The sequence below is a fragment of the Qipengyuania sp. ASV99 genome (assembly GCF_047872805.1).
Taxonomy (GTDB): Bacteria; Pseudomonadota; Alphaproteobacteria; order Sphingomonadales; family Sphingomonadaceae; genus Erythrobacter.
Map to the genome: position 1 here is coordinate 136,385 of NZ_JBLQUK010000005.1, position 18,938 is coordinate 155,322.

The 18,938-nt window shown below is 59.0% G+C and carries 10 protein-coding genes; 4 read left to right on the forward strand and 6 right to left on the reverse strand.

Annotated features, from left to right (window positions below):
- Window positions 1-2: 2 nt before the first annotated feature.
- Both ACM64M_RS08210 and ACM64M_RS08215 read right to left on the reverse strand, forming a co-directional pair.
- The gene (locus tag ACM64M_RS08210; protein ID WP_416228193.1) at window positions 3-1,952 is read right to left on the reverse strand and encodes a heme-binding protein; all 1,950 of its coding nucleotides are present in this window, start codon (window positions 1,950-1,952) and stop codon (window positions 3-5) included.
- Between the two features lie 2 nt (window positions 1,953-1,954).
- Window positions 1,955-3,310: a multiheme c-type cytochrome gene (locus ACM64M_RS08215; protein WP_416228194.1), complete on the reverse strand. Its 1,356-nt coding sequence runs from the start codon at window positions 3,308-3,310 to the stop codon at window positions 1,955-1,957.
- A gap of 441 nt (window positions 3,311-3,751) precedes the next feature.
- On the opposite strand from ACM64M_RS08215, the gene ACM64M_RS08220 reads away from it, so the two are divergent.
- Window positions 3,752-5,476, forward strand: coding sequence for a hypothetical protein (locus ACM64M_RS08220; protein WP_416228195.1), 1,725 nt, complete (start codon window positions 3,752-3,754; stop codon window positions 5,474-5,476).
- A 151-nt stretch (window positions 5,477-5,627) separates the two neighbouring features.
- Window positions 5,628-10,295, forward strand: a complete 4,668-nt coding sequence (locus ACM64M_RS08225; RefSeq protein ID WP_416228196.1) for an endonuclease/exonuclease/phosphatase family protein — start codon at window positions 5,628-5,630, stop codon at window positions 10,293-10,295.
- A gap of 73 nt (window positions 10,296-10,368) precedes the next feature.
- Here ACM64M_RS08225 and ACM64M_RS08230 read toward each other — a convergent pair whose 3' ends face one another.
- Together ACM64M_RS08230 and ACM64M_RS08235 are read right to left on the reverse strand one after the other, a co-directional pair.
- Window positions 10,369-11,706: an HlyD family type I secretion periplasmic adaptor subunit gene (locus ACM64M_RS08230; RefSeq protein ID WP_416228197.1), complete on the reverse strand. Its 1,338-nt coding sequence runs from the start codon at window positions 11,704-11,706 to the stop codon at window positions 10,369-10,371.
- Complete coding sequence (locus tag ACM64M_RS08235) at window positions 11,703-13,454, reverse strand: type I secretion system permease/ATPase (RefSeq protein WP_416228198.1); 1,752 nt, start codon at window positions 13,452-13,454, stop codon at window positions 11,703-11,705. Before ACM64M_RS08235 ends, ACM64M_RS08230 begins: the two co-directional genes overlap by 4 nt.
- A 170-nt stretch (window positions 13,455-13,624) precedes the next feature.
- Here ACM64M_RS08235 and ACM64M_RS08240 point away from each other — a divergent pair, with 170 nt between their 5' ends.
- Window positions 13,625-14,152 carry a hypothetical protein gene (locus ACM64M_RS08240; protein ID WP_416228199.1) on the forward strand — a complete coding sequence of 176 codons (528 nt, stop codon included), beginning with the start codon at window positions 13,625-13,627 and terminating at the stop codon, window positions 14,150-14,152.
- Complete coding sequence (locus ACM64M_RS08245; protein WP_416228200.1) at window positions 14,149-16,437, forward strand: GAF domain-containing protein; 2,289 nt, start codon at window positions 14,149-14,151, stop codon at window positions 16,435-16,437. The genes ACM64M_RS08240 and ACM64M_RS08245 overlap by 4 nt, the downstream gene beginning before the upstream one ends.
- A 61-nt stretch (window positions 16,438-16,498) precedes the next feature.
- On the opposite strand, the gene ACM64M_RS08250 is transcribed toward ACM64M_RS08245, so the two are convergent.
- On the reverse strand, window positions 16,499-17,635 hold the full coding sequence (locus ACM64M_RS08250) for an acyl-CoA dehydrogenase family protein (RefSeq protein ID WP_416228201.1): 1,137 nt from the start codon (window positions 17,633-17,635) through the stop codon (window positions 16,499-16,501).
- A 30-nt stretch (window positions 17,636-17,665) separates the two neighbouring features.
- A complete protein-coding gene (locus tag ACM64M_RS08255; RefSeq protein WP_416228202.1) occupies window positions 17,666-18,874 on the reverse strand; it encodes an acyl-CoA dehydrogenase family protein in 1,209 nt (402 codons plus the stop codon).
- Window positions 18,875-18,938: the final 64 nt, after the last annotated feature.

Genomic DNA, 18,938 nt, shown 5'->3' on the forward strand with positions numbered 1-18,938 from the left:
CGCTACAGCCCCTCACATACATTCTGCGCCGGATCATCGAGGAACGGAGCGAATGGACAATTGATGTAGCGCAATCTCACTTGGCGGCTGCCAACTTGCACCACGATGCGGTCGGCGCGAATGTCGTTGGGAGCATTTCCCAATGTGCCTGTGCGAACCCCGGCATTATGCAAACCCAGGAAACTGATCATGTCATCCTGATCGATCCCGTCGCCAGATACGCCGATCCCGCCGACCAACTGATTGCCGCGATAGACCGGCACCGACCCTGGGAAAATCTGGATGCCGTTATCGATCCTGCTGCCTTGCCCTGCAACGCTGGGCAATGATGTGCAGCCGCGATTGGTGTCATTTGCCGATGCACCTAGGACGAAGCTCAGATGCTCTGCCAAATTACCGAGCACCAGCGCTGATTGCAGACCCGTAGAGAACGGATTGAATTGTTCAATCGGGCGCGACAGCGGCCCGTTGGGTGTCCCGACTTCACCATCGGGGAAATAAGGGCGCGATAAATTGCCGCCCGAACGGTCCGCAAAAGCGAAGGTGCCTGTGAGAGCATTCGGATCATTCAGGAACGTTCGAACGCGCTGCACATATTCAGGGACCTCGCCTTGCGCGGCGAGCAACTCATTCGCGGCAAAGGGACCCGAGAAGAAATTGGCCGTGCGCGCCTTTTGCAAGCTGGTATCAGTGCCAAAAATCGGGGCATCTGGCGACCGGACAATACCGAGTATGCGCCCGCGCGTATCGACCAGACTGATAGAAACCTGCGCCCGGCTATCGAGCGGGCGGCGGATCTGCGCGCGCGCGCGGCTCATAACCGTAAACGCTTCTTCGAGGATCGCTGCCGCTTCGGCCTGGGTGATCGGTGCGGAGACATCTGCGCCGTCGGTTCCGCCGCGCACCGGGAAACGGTTGGTCCCTGCACCGTCAGTCAGAATGAAGGCATCCCGGTTGGCGAACTCTGTCGCGGTCGATGGCCGGATACCCGAAGCCTCCGAACCATAAGCAGTCCCAGCACGGATCGCTGCATTGGTGTATCCCCGCACTGCTACCAGCCCGCCTGGCGTCCCGGTAAAGCTGGCCCCCGAAACATTGCTGAGCGAATTGTAGGTGGTGTCGGTGTAGCGCAGGGAGGTTCCATCCGCCGAAATCCGGTCTGCGCGGATTTCTACCGGCGCCTCAAACCCGATTGTCCCAGCCAGTGCGATCGCTTCATCAGCGTCAATATCCACATCAAGCACATTGGGGTCAAAGCCATAAACCCCGTCTGCCGAAACTCCGACGCCGCCAACTACGACGCCGTTTTTGTAAAGTGGAAATCCGCCGGCATCGGCTGAAAGCCCGAGCGGAGAACGCTGCGGACCGATCGTTCCATCCGAAAACCGCGCTGACAAGTCAGAGCAAGGCAGTTGTGTGAACTGCACGCCGAACAACGGACCACTTTCCAGTCCCACCGTCGTTGGTGCGGGCGGGAAGTGTTGCTGCGCAATCTGCGATGCGACGCGAGTGGAAAAAGCATTGCCGCCGCTGGACAGATAGGCGCCCGTCACCGCCTTGGCGATGGCTGCGGTCTCTGCCGGAACATCAAGCCCCTGAATATCGATATTCTGCCCATTGGGAGCATCGGGGATCGCCGCAGTCAACGGCGCACCGGGCATACGGAACACCGCCAGAACATTGCCCACCCGGTCGGTAACCGCGATAACTGCAGGGGTGCCCTGCGCTGTAGCCTGCGCGGCAGCCCGTGCGATCACGTTTTGCACATCGCTGACCGACAGACTTTCGAGCGCCGGTACAGAAAATACCTGACCCGCAGGCGGCGGCGCAGGGGGCGAAGGGGGCGGCGCATTGCCGGTGCCCCCACCCGCCGGCGCAGAGGAGCCTCCGCCACCGCAAGCAGTTAACACCAACAACGGCGCCGCAACGATGGTTTTCCACCCCCCAACCATAATTATTGCAACCTGCGAATGGCGGTGGTCGCCGAATTCAGCGCAGTGCGGAAATCGGCAGGGCGATATGAATTGGGTTCTTCGACCGCTGAATAAGCGCGGTTGATATCAGCGCGGATGCCGGCGGCAGCGCCTGCGGTGACACGGCCATTGCTAACCAGACCATTGAGCAGCGTATCGATCGCCATCACAGCCTGCACCGAACCCGAATAATCGGTGAAGCGCGGGCGGGTTGCGTTGCCGCCAATGATAGCAATCACCTCAAACGCATCGGCATCAATATAGGCCCGCTGGCTCAGCGCATTGGACAGCGCTCCGGCGCGCTGAGCCAGTGTCCCGGCTGCTTCGCGCGCGGCCTCGGGACTGCCCTGCCCCATCGCGCGGTGGAAGGCACGGCTGGCAGTCTGAAAACTTTCTGCCTGCCCCGGCACGAGTGCCCCGGCGACCGCCGACAGCATGATGATATTTTCATCATTGAACGGAGGATTGCCAAACGGAATTGGACGCTCAGGATTGACCTCAAAGGTCAGGCGCCGCTGGTCTGAATCCTGAATTTCGCGGTGGCAACTGTGACAATCATAAAAATAGAGCTGCGGAAACGCGCCCTCCATGCCGAATTTAGGCTGCGCAAAAAGGCGGGTCGCCCGCCGCACTGCCTCGGCTTGTCCGACCGCCCAGAACCGCACCGCATCGGGCTTGCGCTTACGAGCGATATAGTCGTCATCAATATCGTGATGCTGTTGCAGCGCGCTGAACAGGTCGAGCTCGAACGACACGCGCGGATGACCAGCGGCCATCATCGAATGGGTGACAAACTGTCCGGTCTTTTCCGAGCCGTAATGGCAATCAAGGCAGACGCTGGCGCGCGCTTGAGGATTGTCGAGCGGGGTTAGGCCATCGGCAACATTGGAAGCATGGGTTGCAGGTCGGGCATAATGCGTCGCCAGCCATCCCTCGGCGGCTCCGTGACAGCTTTCACAACCAACCCCGTCGCTCAGTTGAAAACGTTCCCCGCGCTGAGAAGCGGGCGCATAGGTCGCATGACAACCCAGGCATTGGGGGGCCTGCGTTGCTGGGCCATAGCCAAGGCTGCTGGCGATTTGTTGACCTCTGCGCCCCGCTAGCACTGCGTAGGCACGGCTGTGTGCGCCGCTGACCGAGGACGGCTCCTGCCAACTGGCGATTTCATCTTGACGAACAACCGCGCCATTGCCTTCGGCGCGGCCATGGCAGGTTGAACCCGCGCAGCTCGCCACACCTTCGAATGTGCCGTTCCCATATGCGATTGCCGCAGGATAGGCCGCGATCAGCCCGAGCACGGCAAACAGGCGGACAAATCCGGCCCATTTGCCTGACAAGCCAGTGACTTTCCGACGCAAGGAAGCGGTCCACTTCCAATTCGGCCTTGATATTGTCATCTCATACCCCCCACGAGATGCCTTAACTTTGCTCTTTTCTCGCCGCTGCGCAAGTCTTGCATCGATTGCACTTCGTCGAAACCCCCAGCCAATGCCCGCCAGCAAACTAGCAGGGCGCTGCGCCCAAGGCTTGTATAGTCCCGTCAAATCAAAGCGCTCTGCCTCAATTCCCATCCGCGAGTCTTTCTTGGATGGCGATCCCTGAGCGCCTTCTCACAAGCTTGAGCCAGGGATGCAACAACCAATGCTGAAAATCGGCTACAAAACGCAAGAAAATGATCTTTCTGCGCATTTGAGCAGGGCAAAGTGACGTTTCGATCCTTTCCCATTCAGTCGCTGAGGGTCATGATGCGATCACTGTATGGGGGAGCAATCAACATCATGGCCGCGGCACCGATTCCACTTGAGGCTGATGGCTTCTATCACCCTTGCAGCGAAAGCGAGGTCATCGCGCTGATCCAATTCGCCAGATCCAATGCACTGCATGTGCGCGGTCGCGGAGCGACGCATTCCGTCGCATGGAGCATCTACACCGATCCGGTCGATGCCCATCCGCCCAACCGCACGCTGCAACAATCGCCGCCGCCGGGCGAAGTCAACCTGGCCTTTGACAAGATGCGCGACCTTGAATGGGTGGACGCAGCGGGGGGCGTGATCGAAGCTGGTCCGGGCATCAATCTGGGCTGGGACCCGCAGGACCCGTTTGGCGTCTCAACCCTCGAAAACAGCCTGCTGCATCAGATTTTTGAACAAGGCTGGGCGGTTGATACGCTGGGCGGCATCACTCACCAGACTCTTGCCGGTTTTACCGCCACTGGTTCGGCCGGGGGGTCGACCCGCCACGGCTGGGACAATGTGATCGCGTTCAGAATTGTCGATGGTTTGGGCAATGCCGAATGGATCGATCGGGATCATCCCCATTTCGACGCGATGGGAACGTCGATGGGGCTGCTGGGGATCGTCACCCGTCTGCGCATGCAATTGGTGCCGATGTACAACATCACGGGCACAGAGATCATGACGGCGATCGGCGGAGCCGACGCACCCATGGATTTCCTTGGCGATGGGACCGCCCATCCGGCCCAACCGAGTCTCGGCGATTTTCTTAAAGAGCAGCCTTATGCAAGGGTCGTATGGTGGCCGCAAAAGGGGGCAGAGCGCATCCAGACATGGCAGGCCGAACGGGCCCTACGAAACGACCGAAATCTGATTCCCTATCAACAATTCACCCCTGATTTTGGCGGGCAGACCGAAATGCTGCTAGCATCGGTGGTGTTCATGCTGGCGGGCAACACCAACCCGCTGCGGATCATCGGCCTGATCTGGCAAAAGATCGGCATTTATCTTGAGAATCTCGCGTTTGCTCTAAGGCAAAGTGGCAGTGGTTCGTTTTCGCGGTTCTTCACCTATCTGCTTGGCTGTGTGACCGGCATAATTGTGTGGGTTCTGGGTCTGGTGCTCGCCTTTTTGAGTGGGCTGATGCGAATTGCCTTTCCCAAACTGCTGCCGATTTTTCAGCCGCTGACCAAACCAGGCGCCGAAACCCACTTTCACGATTATTACTGGCGCAGTCTGTGCATGGATAACACCGTAAGCGACGGACTGCTGGGGACCGAATTCACCGAAATCTGGGTGCCGATCCAATACACGCAGCGGGTGATGAACCTCTACCAATCGATGTTTGAGGCCGGGGGCAATGCAGCGACGGGATATTTCTCAACCGAAGTGTATGGTGGTCCGCCCACCGCAGGTTGGATGCATCCCGGCTACACCGACGGGAGCGATGAGTATAAAGACGGAAGCGTGCGGATCGATGTCTATTGGTTCCGCGACAACCAAGGCATTCCCAATCTGGATGAGGGCTTTCTCGATCAATATTGGGAGGTCCTGCGCGACAATGGCGTCCCGTTCCGCCTCCATTGGGGCAAATTCGTCCCCCGCTATGATTTCGCAGATTGGGCAGCCCATTATCGGGCAAACCTGCCGCGCTTCGATGATTTTATGGCGCTGCGCGAGGCACGCGATCCCGATGGCTTGTTCTTTACGGACTATTGGCGCCTGAGACTGACCGGCTCGACATCCATCGAGACTGTCGTAAGCGATTGAAGAAGGCGGAGCTTTCTGCACCCTGAGGACGCGTTAGCGTTAAGAAAGCGTAACATCACTGTCTCGGTTAACACCTAGCGTTCTCTCATTCGATTCGAGTGGCCGAAGTCGGTGCTTTCCCGAATCGCAATAGCTTTTTGGGGGAATTCTCATGCACGCAGGCCTCGATTCGACTGTCTTCAACAACCGCTTTCACATCGACGATGCGGCATTCGCCATAGGTGAACCCTTCTTTTTGTTGGCCGCGAGTGAACAGGGTATCGCTGCCACCTCAACGGCGACTGCGGCCGAAGCGGCGAGCGTTGAAACTGTCTTCGAAGAAGGCTTTGAAACCGACGGCAACGGCACGCGCTACACCACATCGACCGCCGAGTTCACCGATTTGTCGGGCGATTTCTTCACCCGCACCGATGGCAGCAACATTGGCAGCTTTTATTCGGTTACCGGTTTTGGCGGTTCGTTTTATTTTGCCGGGATGGACCTCGACGGTGAGGGCGCAGCCAGCACGCAAACCATCACTTTTGCCGACCTCGACATTTCCGGTCTTACTGATCTGCAATTCTCAATCGATGTCGCGGAAGACGATGACGGCACGAATCAGGACTGGGACGCCGACACTGCGCTCATCATCGAATACCAGATCGACGGCGGCGGTTTCCAGAACTTGCTAGCATTTGAGGCGATTGGCGGAACCAACACCGAACCGGCGCAGGACACAGATTTCGATGGGGTCGGTGATGGCGCGACGCTGACCAGCGTCTTTGCGAATTTCAGCGCGGCAATTGCCGGAACCGGATCTAATCTCGACATCCGCATCACTTTCGCGGTGATGGATGCAGGCGATGAAGACGCAGCGATCGACAATATCGTCGTAACCGGGACAGCCGAGGCCGCCCCGCCGGTGATCTTCATCAATGAATTTCATTATGACAATGTCAGCACCGACACTGGCGAATTTGTCGAAGTTGCTGGCACCGCCGGGCTTGACCTAACGGGTTACAGCGTTGTCCTCTATAATGGATCGAATGGCACTGTTTACGACACAATCACGCTGTCCGGAACAATCGACGATGAAGGCAGCGGTTTTGGCGCGCTGAGCTTCGCGCGTGCAGGCATCCAGAACGGGGGGCCTGATGGTTTGGCACTGGTCGATCCGATGGGCACTGTCCTGCAATTCCTGTCCTACGAAGGCACTTTCACCGCCGTGGGCGGCGCGGCTGATGGACTGACCAGCACCGACGTGGGCGTCGAGGAAACAAGCAGCACCGAGGCAGGGTTCTCGCTTCAACTCACCGGCACGGGCACGGCTCCGATTGACTTCGCCTGGACCGGCCCAGCGGATGACAGCCCCGGCGACCTAAATGCAGGTCAGTCATTTGGTGCTGCTCCACCTCCTCCGCCGCCGCCACCACCACCTCCTCCGCCACCGCCGCCGCCACCATCAGGCGGCCCGGCCGAAGTGTTCATCAACGAAATTCACTATGACAACGCCAACACCGATACGGGCGAAGCGGTCGAAATTGCCGGCCCCGCCGGGACCGATCTGACCGGCTGGCAGCTGGCATTTTACAACGGCAATGGCGGGAGTGTTTACAATAGTCTGACGCTGAACGGCGTGATTCTGCCAGATCAGGATGATGGGTACGGCACGCTGGGGTTCACCATTCCGGGTCTGCAGAACGGCTCACCCGATGGCATTGCGTTGGTCGATCCCATGGGCAATGTGGTGCAGTTTCTCTCCTATGAAGGTACACTGACCGCCACCGATGGCCCCGCAGCGGGCCTGACGAGCGAAGACATTGGCGTCGCTGAAGATGGCAGCACACCAGCCGGCTTCTCGCTCCAACTGACCGGCACCGGTACTTTCTACGACGATTTCACATGGGAAACGCCGCGCGATGACAATTTCGGCGACGTCAACACAGGGCAGGATTTTGTTGCCGCCAATCCTAATGGAACGTTGTTTATCCAAGACGCCCAAGTCGTCGAAGGCGACAGCGGCTTCAGCAACCTGACCTTCAACATTTTCCGTGCGGGCGGAACGCAAGGGGAAATTACCGTCGATTTCGACACCGTCTTTACGGGCGGATTTGGTGCCGCTGCCCCGTCCGATTGGGCCGGACAAATCGGCACAAACGTGACATTTGCCGATGGCGAAAGCTTCAAGACGGTCAGCATCGTAATTGCCGGCGATACTGAGGGTGAGCCCGACGAAACTCTCGAAATCCGGCTCAGCAGCCCCACCGGCGGGGCTACGATTGGCGACGGTGTGGCGATTGGCACTATCCTCAACGACGACGCGGTGACGCTTCAGATTGGCGAGATTCAGGGCGCAGGCCACACCTCGATCTGGACCGGCAACGAAGTCACGACGACTGGTATCGTCTCCGCAATTGCTGCCAACGGCTTCTATTTGCAGGATGCCGACGGAGATGGAAACACGGCAACCTCTGACGGAATTTTCGTCTTTACCAACAGCGCCCCGACAGTGTCGCGCGGCGACGGGCTGACCGTTACCGGCACCGTTGGCGAATTCCTTCCGGGCGGCGATTCGTCAAACCTGACCATAACCCAACTTTCCAACGCTCTGATCTCTGTTGATAGCACAGGCAATGCCTTGCCCGCTGCAGCCCTGATTGGCCCGGACGGCGTATCGCCCCCAACCGAAGTGATCGAGGACGACGACTTTACCAGTTTTGATCCGGCAACCGACGGCATCGATTTCTGGGAAAGCCTCGAAGGGATGCTGGTCACCATCCAGAACCCGGTGGCGGTCGATTCAACCAATGGCTTTGGAGAATTGTGGACGGCGGCAAGCGACGGCGAAGGCGGCTTGCTTGGCACCAATGTTGCGGCAAGTGGGCTGCTTGTGGTCGACGGCGGCGACGGCGGGCTTGGCGAATTTGACGCAGGCGCGGGTTCGGATTTCAACCCCGAACGCATCCAGATCGACAGCGCTGGCGAATTGAACGGCTCTGATTTCAGCATTCCCGATGTGACGCCGGGCACAAGGCTGAACGATGTCACAGGGGTGGTCGATTACGCTTTTGAAAACTTCCAGATCCGCCCGACCGAGGCGGTGACCGTGGCACAGGCCAGCACCAATATTGCCGAGATGACCACGCTGGTTCCAGGCGCTCAAAACCAATTGGCGCTGGCGACCTACAATGTCCTCAATCTCGACATCAATGATGCGGACGGCGACGATGACGTGGCCAATGGACAGCTGGCCCGAATCGCATTCGACATCGGCGTAAACCTTGCCGCGCCCGATATCGTGGTGCTTCAGGAAATTCAGGACGACAGCGGCTCTGCGAATGACGGAACCATTTCGGCGCAGATGACTCTTCAGGCGCTTGCGCAGTCGATTTTTGAACAGTCCGGAGTGCAATATTCGGTGTTCGACAATCCCTTTGTCGAGGACGGCGCAGGCGGCGGCCAGCCGGGCGGGAACATCCGCGTGGCTTTCCTTTACCGCGGCGACCGGGTCGATCTGGATGAAGCATCGGTCTTCACCATCACCGATGACACTGGCGCGCTCGATGCAGCCTTTCAGGGATCGCGCGCACCGCTGGGCGGCAATTTCCGTTTCAATGGTGAGACCGTGACGGTGATCGGCAATCACTTCACATCAAAAATCGGATCAGACAGCAGTTTCAGTGCGGTTCAGCCGCCCGCCAATGCGGGGGCGCTGGCCCGCGCGGCGCAGGCCGCCGCCGTTAACGGCTTTATAGATCAATTGATCGCTGCGGATGCCGATGCCAAAATCGCGGTGGCGGGTGATTTCAACGAATTCCAATTCGAAGAGCCGTTGCAGATTCTCACTGGGGATCTCGATTTTGCCGGTGGCACAGTGTCGGAAGGCAGCGCGCCCGTTCTGGAAAACCTCACCTTCAAGCTCGACGCGAATGAGCGTTACAGCGTTCTGTTTCAAGGCAATGCGCAGGCGCTCGATCACATTCTGGCGACTTCAAACCTCGCTGCGGGCGCACAGGTCGATGCGGTCCACACCAACACGCCCGTTGGCAATCCTGCTTCGGACCATGACCCGATCCTTGCGCTGTTCACCGTGGGCGAATTGGTGAACAAAATTATCGGCACTGCAGGCAGCAACGACATCGAAGGGACCGAAGGCAACGACAATGTTTCCGCTGGCAGCGGCAACGATGAAGTCAATGGCAATGGCGGCAACGATACCATTGCAGGCGGCTCTGGCTCCGACACGCTGTTCGGCGGGGTCGGCAACGATACGATCAACGGCGGTAGCGGCGATGATGTGATCGGCGGCGGCGACGGCGAAGACACGTTAACCGGCGGTTCGGGCCGCGACACATTCGTGGTCGAAGCCGGAAAGACCCAAACTGATGCCGATTTCATCACGGATTTCAGACCATTCGACCGGATTGCTCTGGCCGATGCCGAGGGCCGCGACATCATTATCCGTCAGGCTGGTGCGGATACAGAAATCTTGGCTGACGGCGTGCTGGTGGTCACCTTGCTGGGCACGCGCGCCAACCGGGTGGTGAACAATGTCGAATATGATGGCGACCCTGCATCGATCGATGCCCCTGCTGGACGGGGCCGGGGACCACGTTTCGACGAGTTCGACTTTGACAATTTTGGCAACGACGGCGAACCGGGTCCGGTTCCGCAAACCATGATGCCCGCTCAATTTGCTGCGACACAGGTCAACATTGCAAGCGTGTTTGGCGAAGCCATCGCCGGTTCGGGAACGATTGAGCTTGGCTCAGAAGCCCGCGAGTGGGGCGACAATCCGTGGATCATCCACAGCGCCCTTGGAACAGACTCTCTAGTCTGATCCGCGGCATGCGACAGCAAAAGGGGGCGGCAAGGATCACTCTTGCCGCCCCTCTTTTGAATGCAACATTGGGCTAATTGCGAAAGGCGCGTTCGAATTGATCGCTCAGCGGCTTTAGCAGAAACGACAACATCGACCGGTTGCCGGTTTCAATAAACAGTTCAGCCGGCATGCCCGAAACGAGAGCCATCTCATCGGCAATCGCCTGATCCTCTGGGTTTAGCACCACGCGAACCCGGTATAGCCGCAGGCCGCTTGCCTGATCTGTGACGGGATCAGCAGAGACAAACGCGACCTTGCCCGAAAGTTCGGGTGTGGAGGCCTGATTGAATGCAGACAGCCGCAGCCGCGCCGCCTGCCCATCCTTGACCCGGTCAATGTCGCTGGGCAGCACCAATCCGTTGAACACCAGACGATCATCGCGCGGCACAATTTCAAGAATGGTCTCGGCCGGACGGATCACCTCTCCGACCGCTCCGAACGCCAGTTTGTCGATAGTCCCAGCATAGGGCGCGCGGATCGCCGAACGGTCGAAAGTGTCCCCTGCACTCGCGCTGGCGACGCGCTGTTGGTTGATTGCTGCCTCGATCTGCGCGAGTTCTGCCCCAGCTTGCGCGCGTGCGGTCTGACCGATCTGGATACGCTGCTCCTGCGCCTGAGCAATTCCGGCGTTGGACTGCGCAATATTAGCTCTGAGCGCGCCAATCGACCCTTCGAGTTCGATCGCCTGCCGCTCCATCTCATTGAGCCGCCGGATGGTCACATAGCCTTGATCGAACATGTCGCGCAGCATGGCGAGTTCGGGTCCGATCAATTCCTGCTGCTGCCTCAGCGCGGAAATCTGCGCTTCATACCCGTCGATCTGGCGTCCAAGCTGGTTCACCCGTTCATCAAGCTGAATACGCAGGCTGGCGCGTTCAGAGCGGGAGATGCCAAAGCGGCGCTGTTCCGACGCGATAACGGCGCGCGCCTCGGCGCTGTCGTCCTGGATCAGTTCCGCCGGAAAGGTGATTGCTGCGCGCTCTTCGATTTCGGCCACCAGTCCAGCCCGCCGCGCCAACAATTGCGCGAGCGACAGCTCCGAAAATTCGGCGCTCAATTCGGTGACATTGCTGTCGAGCCGGATCAGCAGATCGCCGTCCTCAACCATATCACCATCGCGCACCAGAATTTCCGCGATCACCCCTCCGGTGGGGTGCGCAATTCGCTTGATCCGGCTTTCCGGTCCAACCTCGGCAGTGGCAATCACCGCACCACCAATCGGCACGAGAATGCCTCCGATCAGCACCATCAAAGCCAGCACCGCCGCAGCGATCATCGAGGTCCGCATGCGCGATCTGACACGCGCGTCAAACTTGCTGGCTGCCGCTTCGACGTCCTGCGACAGCGGCATGGTGAGCAGCGCATTCATTGTGCCGCGCCTTCTTTGGCTGCGGTGACTTTATGCGTGTGGCGGATGGGGGTTGCCGCGTGTGGTGTTACCATTCGGGACAGCACCTCGTCACGCTCTCCAAATGCGGCCATCTTGCCGTCTTTCAGCACCAGCACCTTGTTGACCTGCCGCAGGGCGGAGGGACGATGCGCGACGAGCACTGCAATTGCCCCACGCTTTCGGCAGGCAGCAACCGCATGGTCAAGCGCGGCTTCCCCATCGGAATCGAGGTTGGAATTGGGCTCATCCAGAACCACCAGAAACGGATCGCCATACAGCGCGCGGGCCAGCCCGATGCGCTGGCGTTGCCCGGCCGATAATTGCACCCCGCCCGCGCCGATCCTAGTGTCATAGCCAGCGGAAAAGCCCAAAATCATCTCGTGCACACCCGCCATTTGTGCCGCAGCGATCACCGCTTGCGATGGGTGCTCCGGGTCGAAGCGGGCGATATTCTGCGCAATGGTTCCATCAAACAATTCAGCGATTTGTGGCAGGTACCCCAGATGGATACCCAGTGCATCGGGGTGCCATTGTTCAAGGCTCGCACCATCAAGCCGCACCGACCCATGGGCCGGCGGCCACAATCCGACGAGAGCGCGTGCCAGCGTGGTCTTGCCCGCCGCGCTCGGACCGATAATTCCCAGCGCATCGCCTGCCATCAGGTCGAACTGGATCCCTTCGATGACCGGCGCCTCCATACCTGGCGGGATAATGACAAGGCTTTCGAGGGTCAGCGATTGGCGCGGCGATGGCAGCTGCGTCGTCTGACCTTCGGCCCCTGGCACGGCGGCGAAGACACGCTCCAGCCGCTGCCATCCCTGCCGCGCGGCGGTAAACGCGCCCCAATGGGCAATCGCCTGATCAATCGGAGCTAGCGCGCGGGCCGCCAGGATCGAGGCAGCGAACACAATCCCGCCGCTCGCTTCCCCTGCCAGATACAGCAGGGCACCGACGGTCAACACCAGACTTTGCAGGAACAGACGAAAGATTCGGCTGATGCCCGAAATCAGGCTCCCGCTGCGCGCCACCGCATCCTGAGCCATTCCCAGTTGAGTGTTGGCAGCGTGCCACTGATCAGCCATCCGCTGAGCCATCCCAAGCGTTCGGATCACCTCGACATGATGGCGAGTGTCGCCCGCCAACTTCGCCCGCAGCGCGCGCGCACGGCTGAGCGCTTCGCTCGGCCCGCTTGTCATGCGATCATTCAGGAAGGTGAGCGCAACCAAAATTAGCGCCCCCGCCAAAGCTGTCACGCCCAGCCACACATGCAGCACCATCAGCAGCGCGATGAACAGCAACAGCCAAGGCAGATCCATCAACGCGCCCGGTCCGGGCGAAGACAAGAAGCTCCTGATAGAGTCAAGATCGCGCATCGGTGTCAGGCCATCGTCGCCTTCCTCACCCTTTTGCAGAGCCAACCAGGCAATTGCGCGGTGCACCTGACCAGTCACCCGCGCATCGAGCGAGGCCGCGACATCGCCCAAGATGCGGATGCGCAATAGGTCAAACAGGCCCTGAAACACATAAACCACAACGATCATTGCCAGCAGGCCAAACAGCGTCGCCGTGCTACCGCTGGGCATCACCGAATCGTAAATCAGCAACATGTAAATTGGCCCGCCAAGCAGCAGGACATTGATTATCGCACTGAGCCATCCGACTGTAATAAAAGCCGATTTCGACGCAGAAAGGGCCGCGCGCAAATCAGATGTCGGTTCGGATTTCATAGTCAACCGGATTGCGCAGCATATGCGACAGGTTAAAGACTCCCAGCGAGCCGATGGCCGCATTCAGCGAGCGTCGCAGCGGCTAATCCGTTCGAATTAGCGGCAGCAGCTTACACCGAGTTACAAAATCGTTTTTTTGAAAGCTTTATCGGCTAAGGCTACGCGCAATCATGTCCGACAAGCTGAACGACGCCCTTACCGAGAATCGCCAATTGCAGCGCATGGTCGCTTCGATGCGCGAAGCGTTGGAAGAAAAGGATTATGAAAACCGGCGGAAATTGCAGGCTGCAATGGCTCAGGCGGCGGCTGAAATCGCGCAGTTGAAAGCGGCCGCGCAGGCACTGCGCGACGAATTGGAAATCAGGGCGCACGAAACCGGGAAGCAGCGTCAGGCCGCTCGCCAGGAAGCCGCTGCGGAAATCAAACTGCTCAAGGAAACCTGTCAGGCGCTGCGCGACACGCTGGACGACCACAAAGCCGAAGCGGCGCAAAGGGTGCAGGCCGAAAAGCAGACCGCCGCCGGAGAGACCGGACAATTGCGCCAGGCGGTCCAGACCCAGCGCGAAGAAATGGACAATATGCGTGCGCGGTTTGCCGAAGAACGACAGATGCTCGAACGCCAGCACCGAGACCGGCTGCGAGAGCTTACCCAAACGATCCAGCACTTGCGCGAGAGCCTGACGGAGAGACAAACATGAACGATGCATCCGGAACCATTTCGGCGGGTTCCGAATTGTCGCAAGCTGAACGCGTGCGTCAGCTCCAGATGATGCTCGACGTGTCGCGTCAAGTGGCGTCGATGGACACACTCGACGCAGTGCTCGATACGCTCGTCAGCGTCGCTGTGCACCAGACCGGGGCGGAGCGCGGTTCGCTGTTCCTGCACGATGCGGCAACCGGAGAACTGTTCAGCCGGATCGCGCAAGGCCTCAAACGCCGCGAGATTCGCATCCTCGATGACGTCGGGATTGCCGGGTCGACATTTCACAGCGGCGAAGGATTAATCATCCACGATGCCTATAATGATGAACGATTTAACCGGCAGGTCGATGCCGAAACCGGCTATGTCACCAAATCGATCATGGCGACGCCGGTGCGCAACGCCCGCAATGAGATCATCGGGGTGGCGCAGGTCCTGAACAAACAGGATGGGCAGTTTACCGAGCATGACCTAGCGGTGCTTGACGGCGTGACCACGCAATGCGCGATCACGCTGCAGTCGATGCAATTGGTCGAGCGGATGGAGGACACCCGCAGGCGCGAGATCGAATTCCTCAATATCGTGTCCGAGATGACTTCGGAGCTGGAATTGTCGGTCCTGCTGCGGCGGGTCATGTCCGAGGCAACTTCGATGCTCAACGCCGAACGATCAACGCTGTTCATCAACGATGAAAAGACCAATGAGCTGTTCAGCCATGTCGGCGAAGGGCTCGAAGCGATGGAAATTCGCCTGCCCAACCATCTGGGCATCGCGGGTTCAGTGTTTACCACGGGCCAGGCGATCAACATTCCGCACGCTTACACCGATTTGCGGTTTAACCCTGCCTTCGACAAACAATCGGGTTTCTTTACGCGCTCGATCCTCTGCGTGCCGGTGATCAACAAGAACGGCGATGTCATCGGCGTCACGCAGGTGCTCAACAAAAGCGGCGGCCCCTTCACCGCAGAGGACGAAAGCCGATTGAAAGCCTTCACCGCGCAGATCGCCATCGGGCTCGAAAACGCCAAGCTGTTTGGCGATATCCAGTCGATGAAGAACTACAATGAGAGCATGCTGCAATCGATGTCGAACGGCGTGATAACCTTTGACGAAGAAGGCACGAACCGCACCTGCAATCAGGCTGGTTCGCGGATATTGCGCTGCGATCCGGCGGCGATTGTGGGCAAGACACCGCTGGAAGTGCTGGGTGAAGACAACCAATGGCTGGTCGATAAGATCGCGCGAGTGGCGGAAAGCCAGTCGGGCGAAAATCTTACCGATGTCGAACTGGTGTTTGGCGGAGATACGGTGTCCGCCAATGTCACCGTCCTGCCAATGCAATCGGGCGAAGGGGCGGCGCTCGGCACGCTTGCCATGATCGAGGATATTTCCGACGCCAAACGCGCGAGATCGACTCTGTCGCGGTATATGGACCCAGGCCTGGCCGCACAGATGCTGAGCGGGGGCAAGGAAGATGAAATTCTGGGCGGCAAGGATACGACCGCGACCGTCCTGTTTTCCGACATTCGCGGGTTTACCACGATCACCGAGAAACTCGGCGCGCAAGGCACGGTGGCACTGCTCAATGACTATTTCGAACTGATGGTGGATTGCATCTCCGATCAGGGCGGGATGCTCGATAAATTTATCGGCGATGCAATCATGGCGGCGTTTGGCATACCGATTGCCCATGATGACGATGAGGACCGGGGCCTGCGCGCCGGGATCAACATGATCAAGGCGCTGTGGGAGTGGAATGTCGAGCGCGAAGGGCGCGGCGAAATGCCGGTCGATATGGGGCTTGGCCTCAACACCGACCGCATCGTGGCGGGCAATATCGGATCGCGCAAGCGCATGGATTACACCATGATCGGTGACGGGGTGAACCTCGCCGCAAGGCTGGAAAGTGCGTGTAAGCAATATTCTGCGCGCATCCTCCTGTCCGAAAACACCGCCTCCCGGCTAAAAGGCGTGTATCGTCTGCGCGAAGTCGACAAGGTGGTGGTCAAGGGCAAGACCGAACCGGTCGGCGTGTTCGAATGTCTCGATTATCATTCGGATGCGAGCTTCCCGAACCTGATGGACGTGCTCGGCAATTTCAACGAGGGCGTAAAGGTGTATCGCCAACAGGATTGGGACCGGGCGGCAGGCTATTTTACCAAGGCGCTGGACGCCAATCCCGACGACAAGCTTAGCCGCACCTATATCGAGCGGTGCGAATTGATGAAGGCCAACCCACCCGGCGATGACTGGGACGGCGTGTGGATGATGACCTCGAAATAGGGTGCCTTAATGAAAAAGGCGGAGCAATCGCCCCGCCCTTATCGTATCAAACGACAATGAATCAGCCCGCCGACAACGCAATGTGCCGTTTCATGTGGTGGTCGACATTTCCAAACTCGGAATCGAACAAAGTCAGCCGTTTGAAATAATGACCAATGGCGTATTCATCGGTCATGCCATTGCCGCCGTGGATCTGGATCGCTTCCTCGCCCACCTTGTGCGCAGCCTGCCCGACGCGGACCTTCGCGGCTGACGCGGCCAGCTTGCGCTCACGTTCCGAGGCATCGAGCCGCAGGGTCGCAAGATAGGTCATCGAAACCGACTGTTCATATTCGGTGTACATGTCGACCATGCGGTGCTGGAGCACCTGGAACTTGCCGATCGGCACGCCGAATTGCTTGCGCTGTTTCGAATATTCGAGCGTGATGTCATTTGCGACCTTCATCGCCCCGCAGGCTTCGGCGCACAGCGCGGCGATGGCTTCATCGGTGACCTGCTCAATCAAGGGCAGTGCAGCGCCTTCCTCTCCGATCAGCGCTTCAGCGCCGAGCGTGACATTCTCGAAATAGACTTCGGAAGCCTGCCGTCCATCAAAGGTTGGATAATCGCGGGTGACGACGCCCGCGGCCGATTTATCGATGACAAAGACCGAAATACCCTGCGCGTCGCGGCGCTCGCCCGAAGTGCGCGCAGTCACAATCAAATGGCTCGCCCAAGGCGCGCAGATGACGACTGCCTTGTGCCCGTTCAGGACATAGCCCGCGCCATCTTTCCTCGCACTGGTTTCAAGATCGGCATAATCATAGCGCCCGCGCGGTTCGGCATAGGCAAAGGCGAACACCCGGCTGCCATCAACGATTCCGCCAATATGCTCTTCCTTTTGCGCGGTTGTTCCGGCGTGTTTCAGAAAGCCCCCGGCGCAGACCACGGTCGGCACGAATGGTTCGACAACCAGTCCTTTGCCAAATTCTTGCATTACGACCATTGCGTCAATCGCGCCGCCGCCAAAGCCGCCGTCTTCTTCGCTGAACGGCATGCCGAGGATGCCGAGCTCGGCCAGCTGCGCCCATATTTCGGGGCGCCAACCGGCTTCGCTGGCGATGACTTCACGCCGGGTTTCGGTGCCATATTCTTCGCGCACAAGCCGTGAAAGGCCGTCACGCACCATTTCTTGTTCTTCGGTGAAATTGAAGTCCACTTGGGTTCCCCTCAATGTCGCTCGTGCTGCTTACAGGCCGAGGATCATTTTCGTGATGATGTTGCGCTGAATTTCATTCGATCCGCCATAGATCGAGGTTTTGCGCATGTTGAAATAGGTCGCTGCGGCGTGCTGCGCGTAATCGGGGCCGACGGGATATTGATTTGAACCTGCATCGCCCGGCACCTGCGCAATATTGCCATACATTGGCGTGCCATAGCTGCCGACCGCTTCCAGCGTCAGCTCGGTCAGGCGTTGCTGAATTTCTGTGCCCTTGATCTTGAGGATCGAGCTTTCCGGTCCCGGCCCCTTGCCTGCCTGTTCACCGGCAAGTGTGCGCAGTTCGGTAATCTCCAGCGCGGCGAGATCAATCTCCAGCTGGCTGACTTTGCGCGCGAAATCGAGATCGCTCAACAGCGGCCTGCCGTCGAGCGTTTCCTTGGCCGCAATCTCGCGCAGCTTTTCAACGCCGCGTTTGGACCGAGCAACACCCGCAATCCCGCTGCGTTCATGGGCGAGCAGGAATTTGGCATAGGTCCAGCCCTGATTTTCCGCGCCGACAAGGTTTTCGACCGGAACCCGCACATCGGTGAGCCAAGTTTCGTTCACCTCATACCCGCCGTCAATCAGCTTGATCGGACGCACTTCGACGCCGGGCGTTTTCATGTCGAGCAGAATAAAGCTGATGCCCTCCTGCGGCTTGGCCGCATCGGGATCGGTGCGGCACAGGAAGAAACCCCAATCGGCATATTGCGCCAACGTGGTCCAGGTTTTCTGCCCGTTGATGACGTAGTGATCGCCGTCCCGCACAGCGGTGGTCTTGAGGCTGGCGAGATCGCTGCCCGCGCCCGGCTCGGAATAGCCCTGACACCACCACACATTGCCGCTGCGGATACCCGGAAGGTGCTGCGCCTTTTGCGCTTCATTTCCGAATGTATAGATCACCGGACCGACCATCGACACACCGAAAGGCAGCGGCATAAGCGCATTCACGCGGGCATTTTCTTCCGACCAGATATAGCGCTGCGTCGGGGTCCAGCCGGTGCCACCATATTGGACCGGCCATGCGGGAACCGACCAGCCTTTTTCTCCCAGCACTTTATGCCATGCGACAAAGTCTTCGCGCGCCAGATCTTCGCGCAGACCCGTATCGCCAAGATGCTTGGGATAATTTGCCTCGATAAAGGCGCGGACTTCCTCGCGGAACGCGATTTCTTCGGGCGTGAATTCAAGATTCATCGGATTGCTCTCCCAGGAATTTGACCTTTGCGGTGATCTTCGGACTGCCCCTGCCATGGGCTCA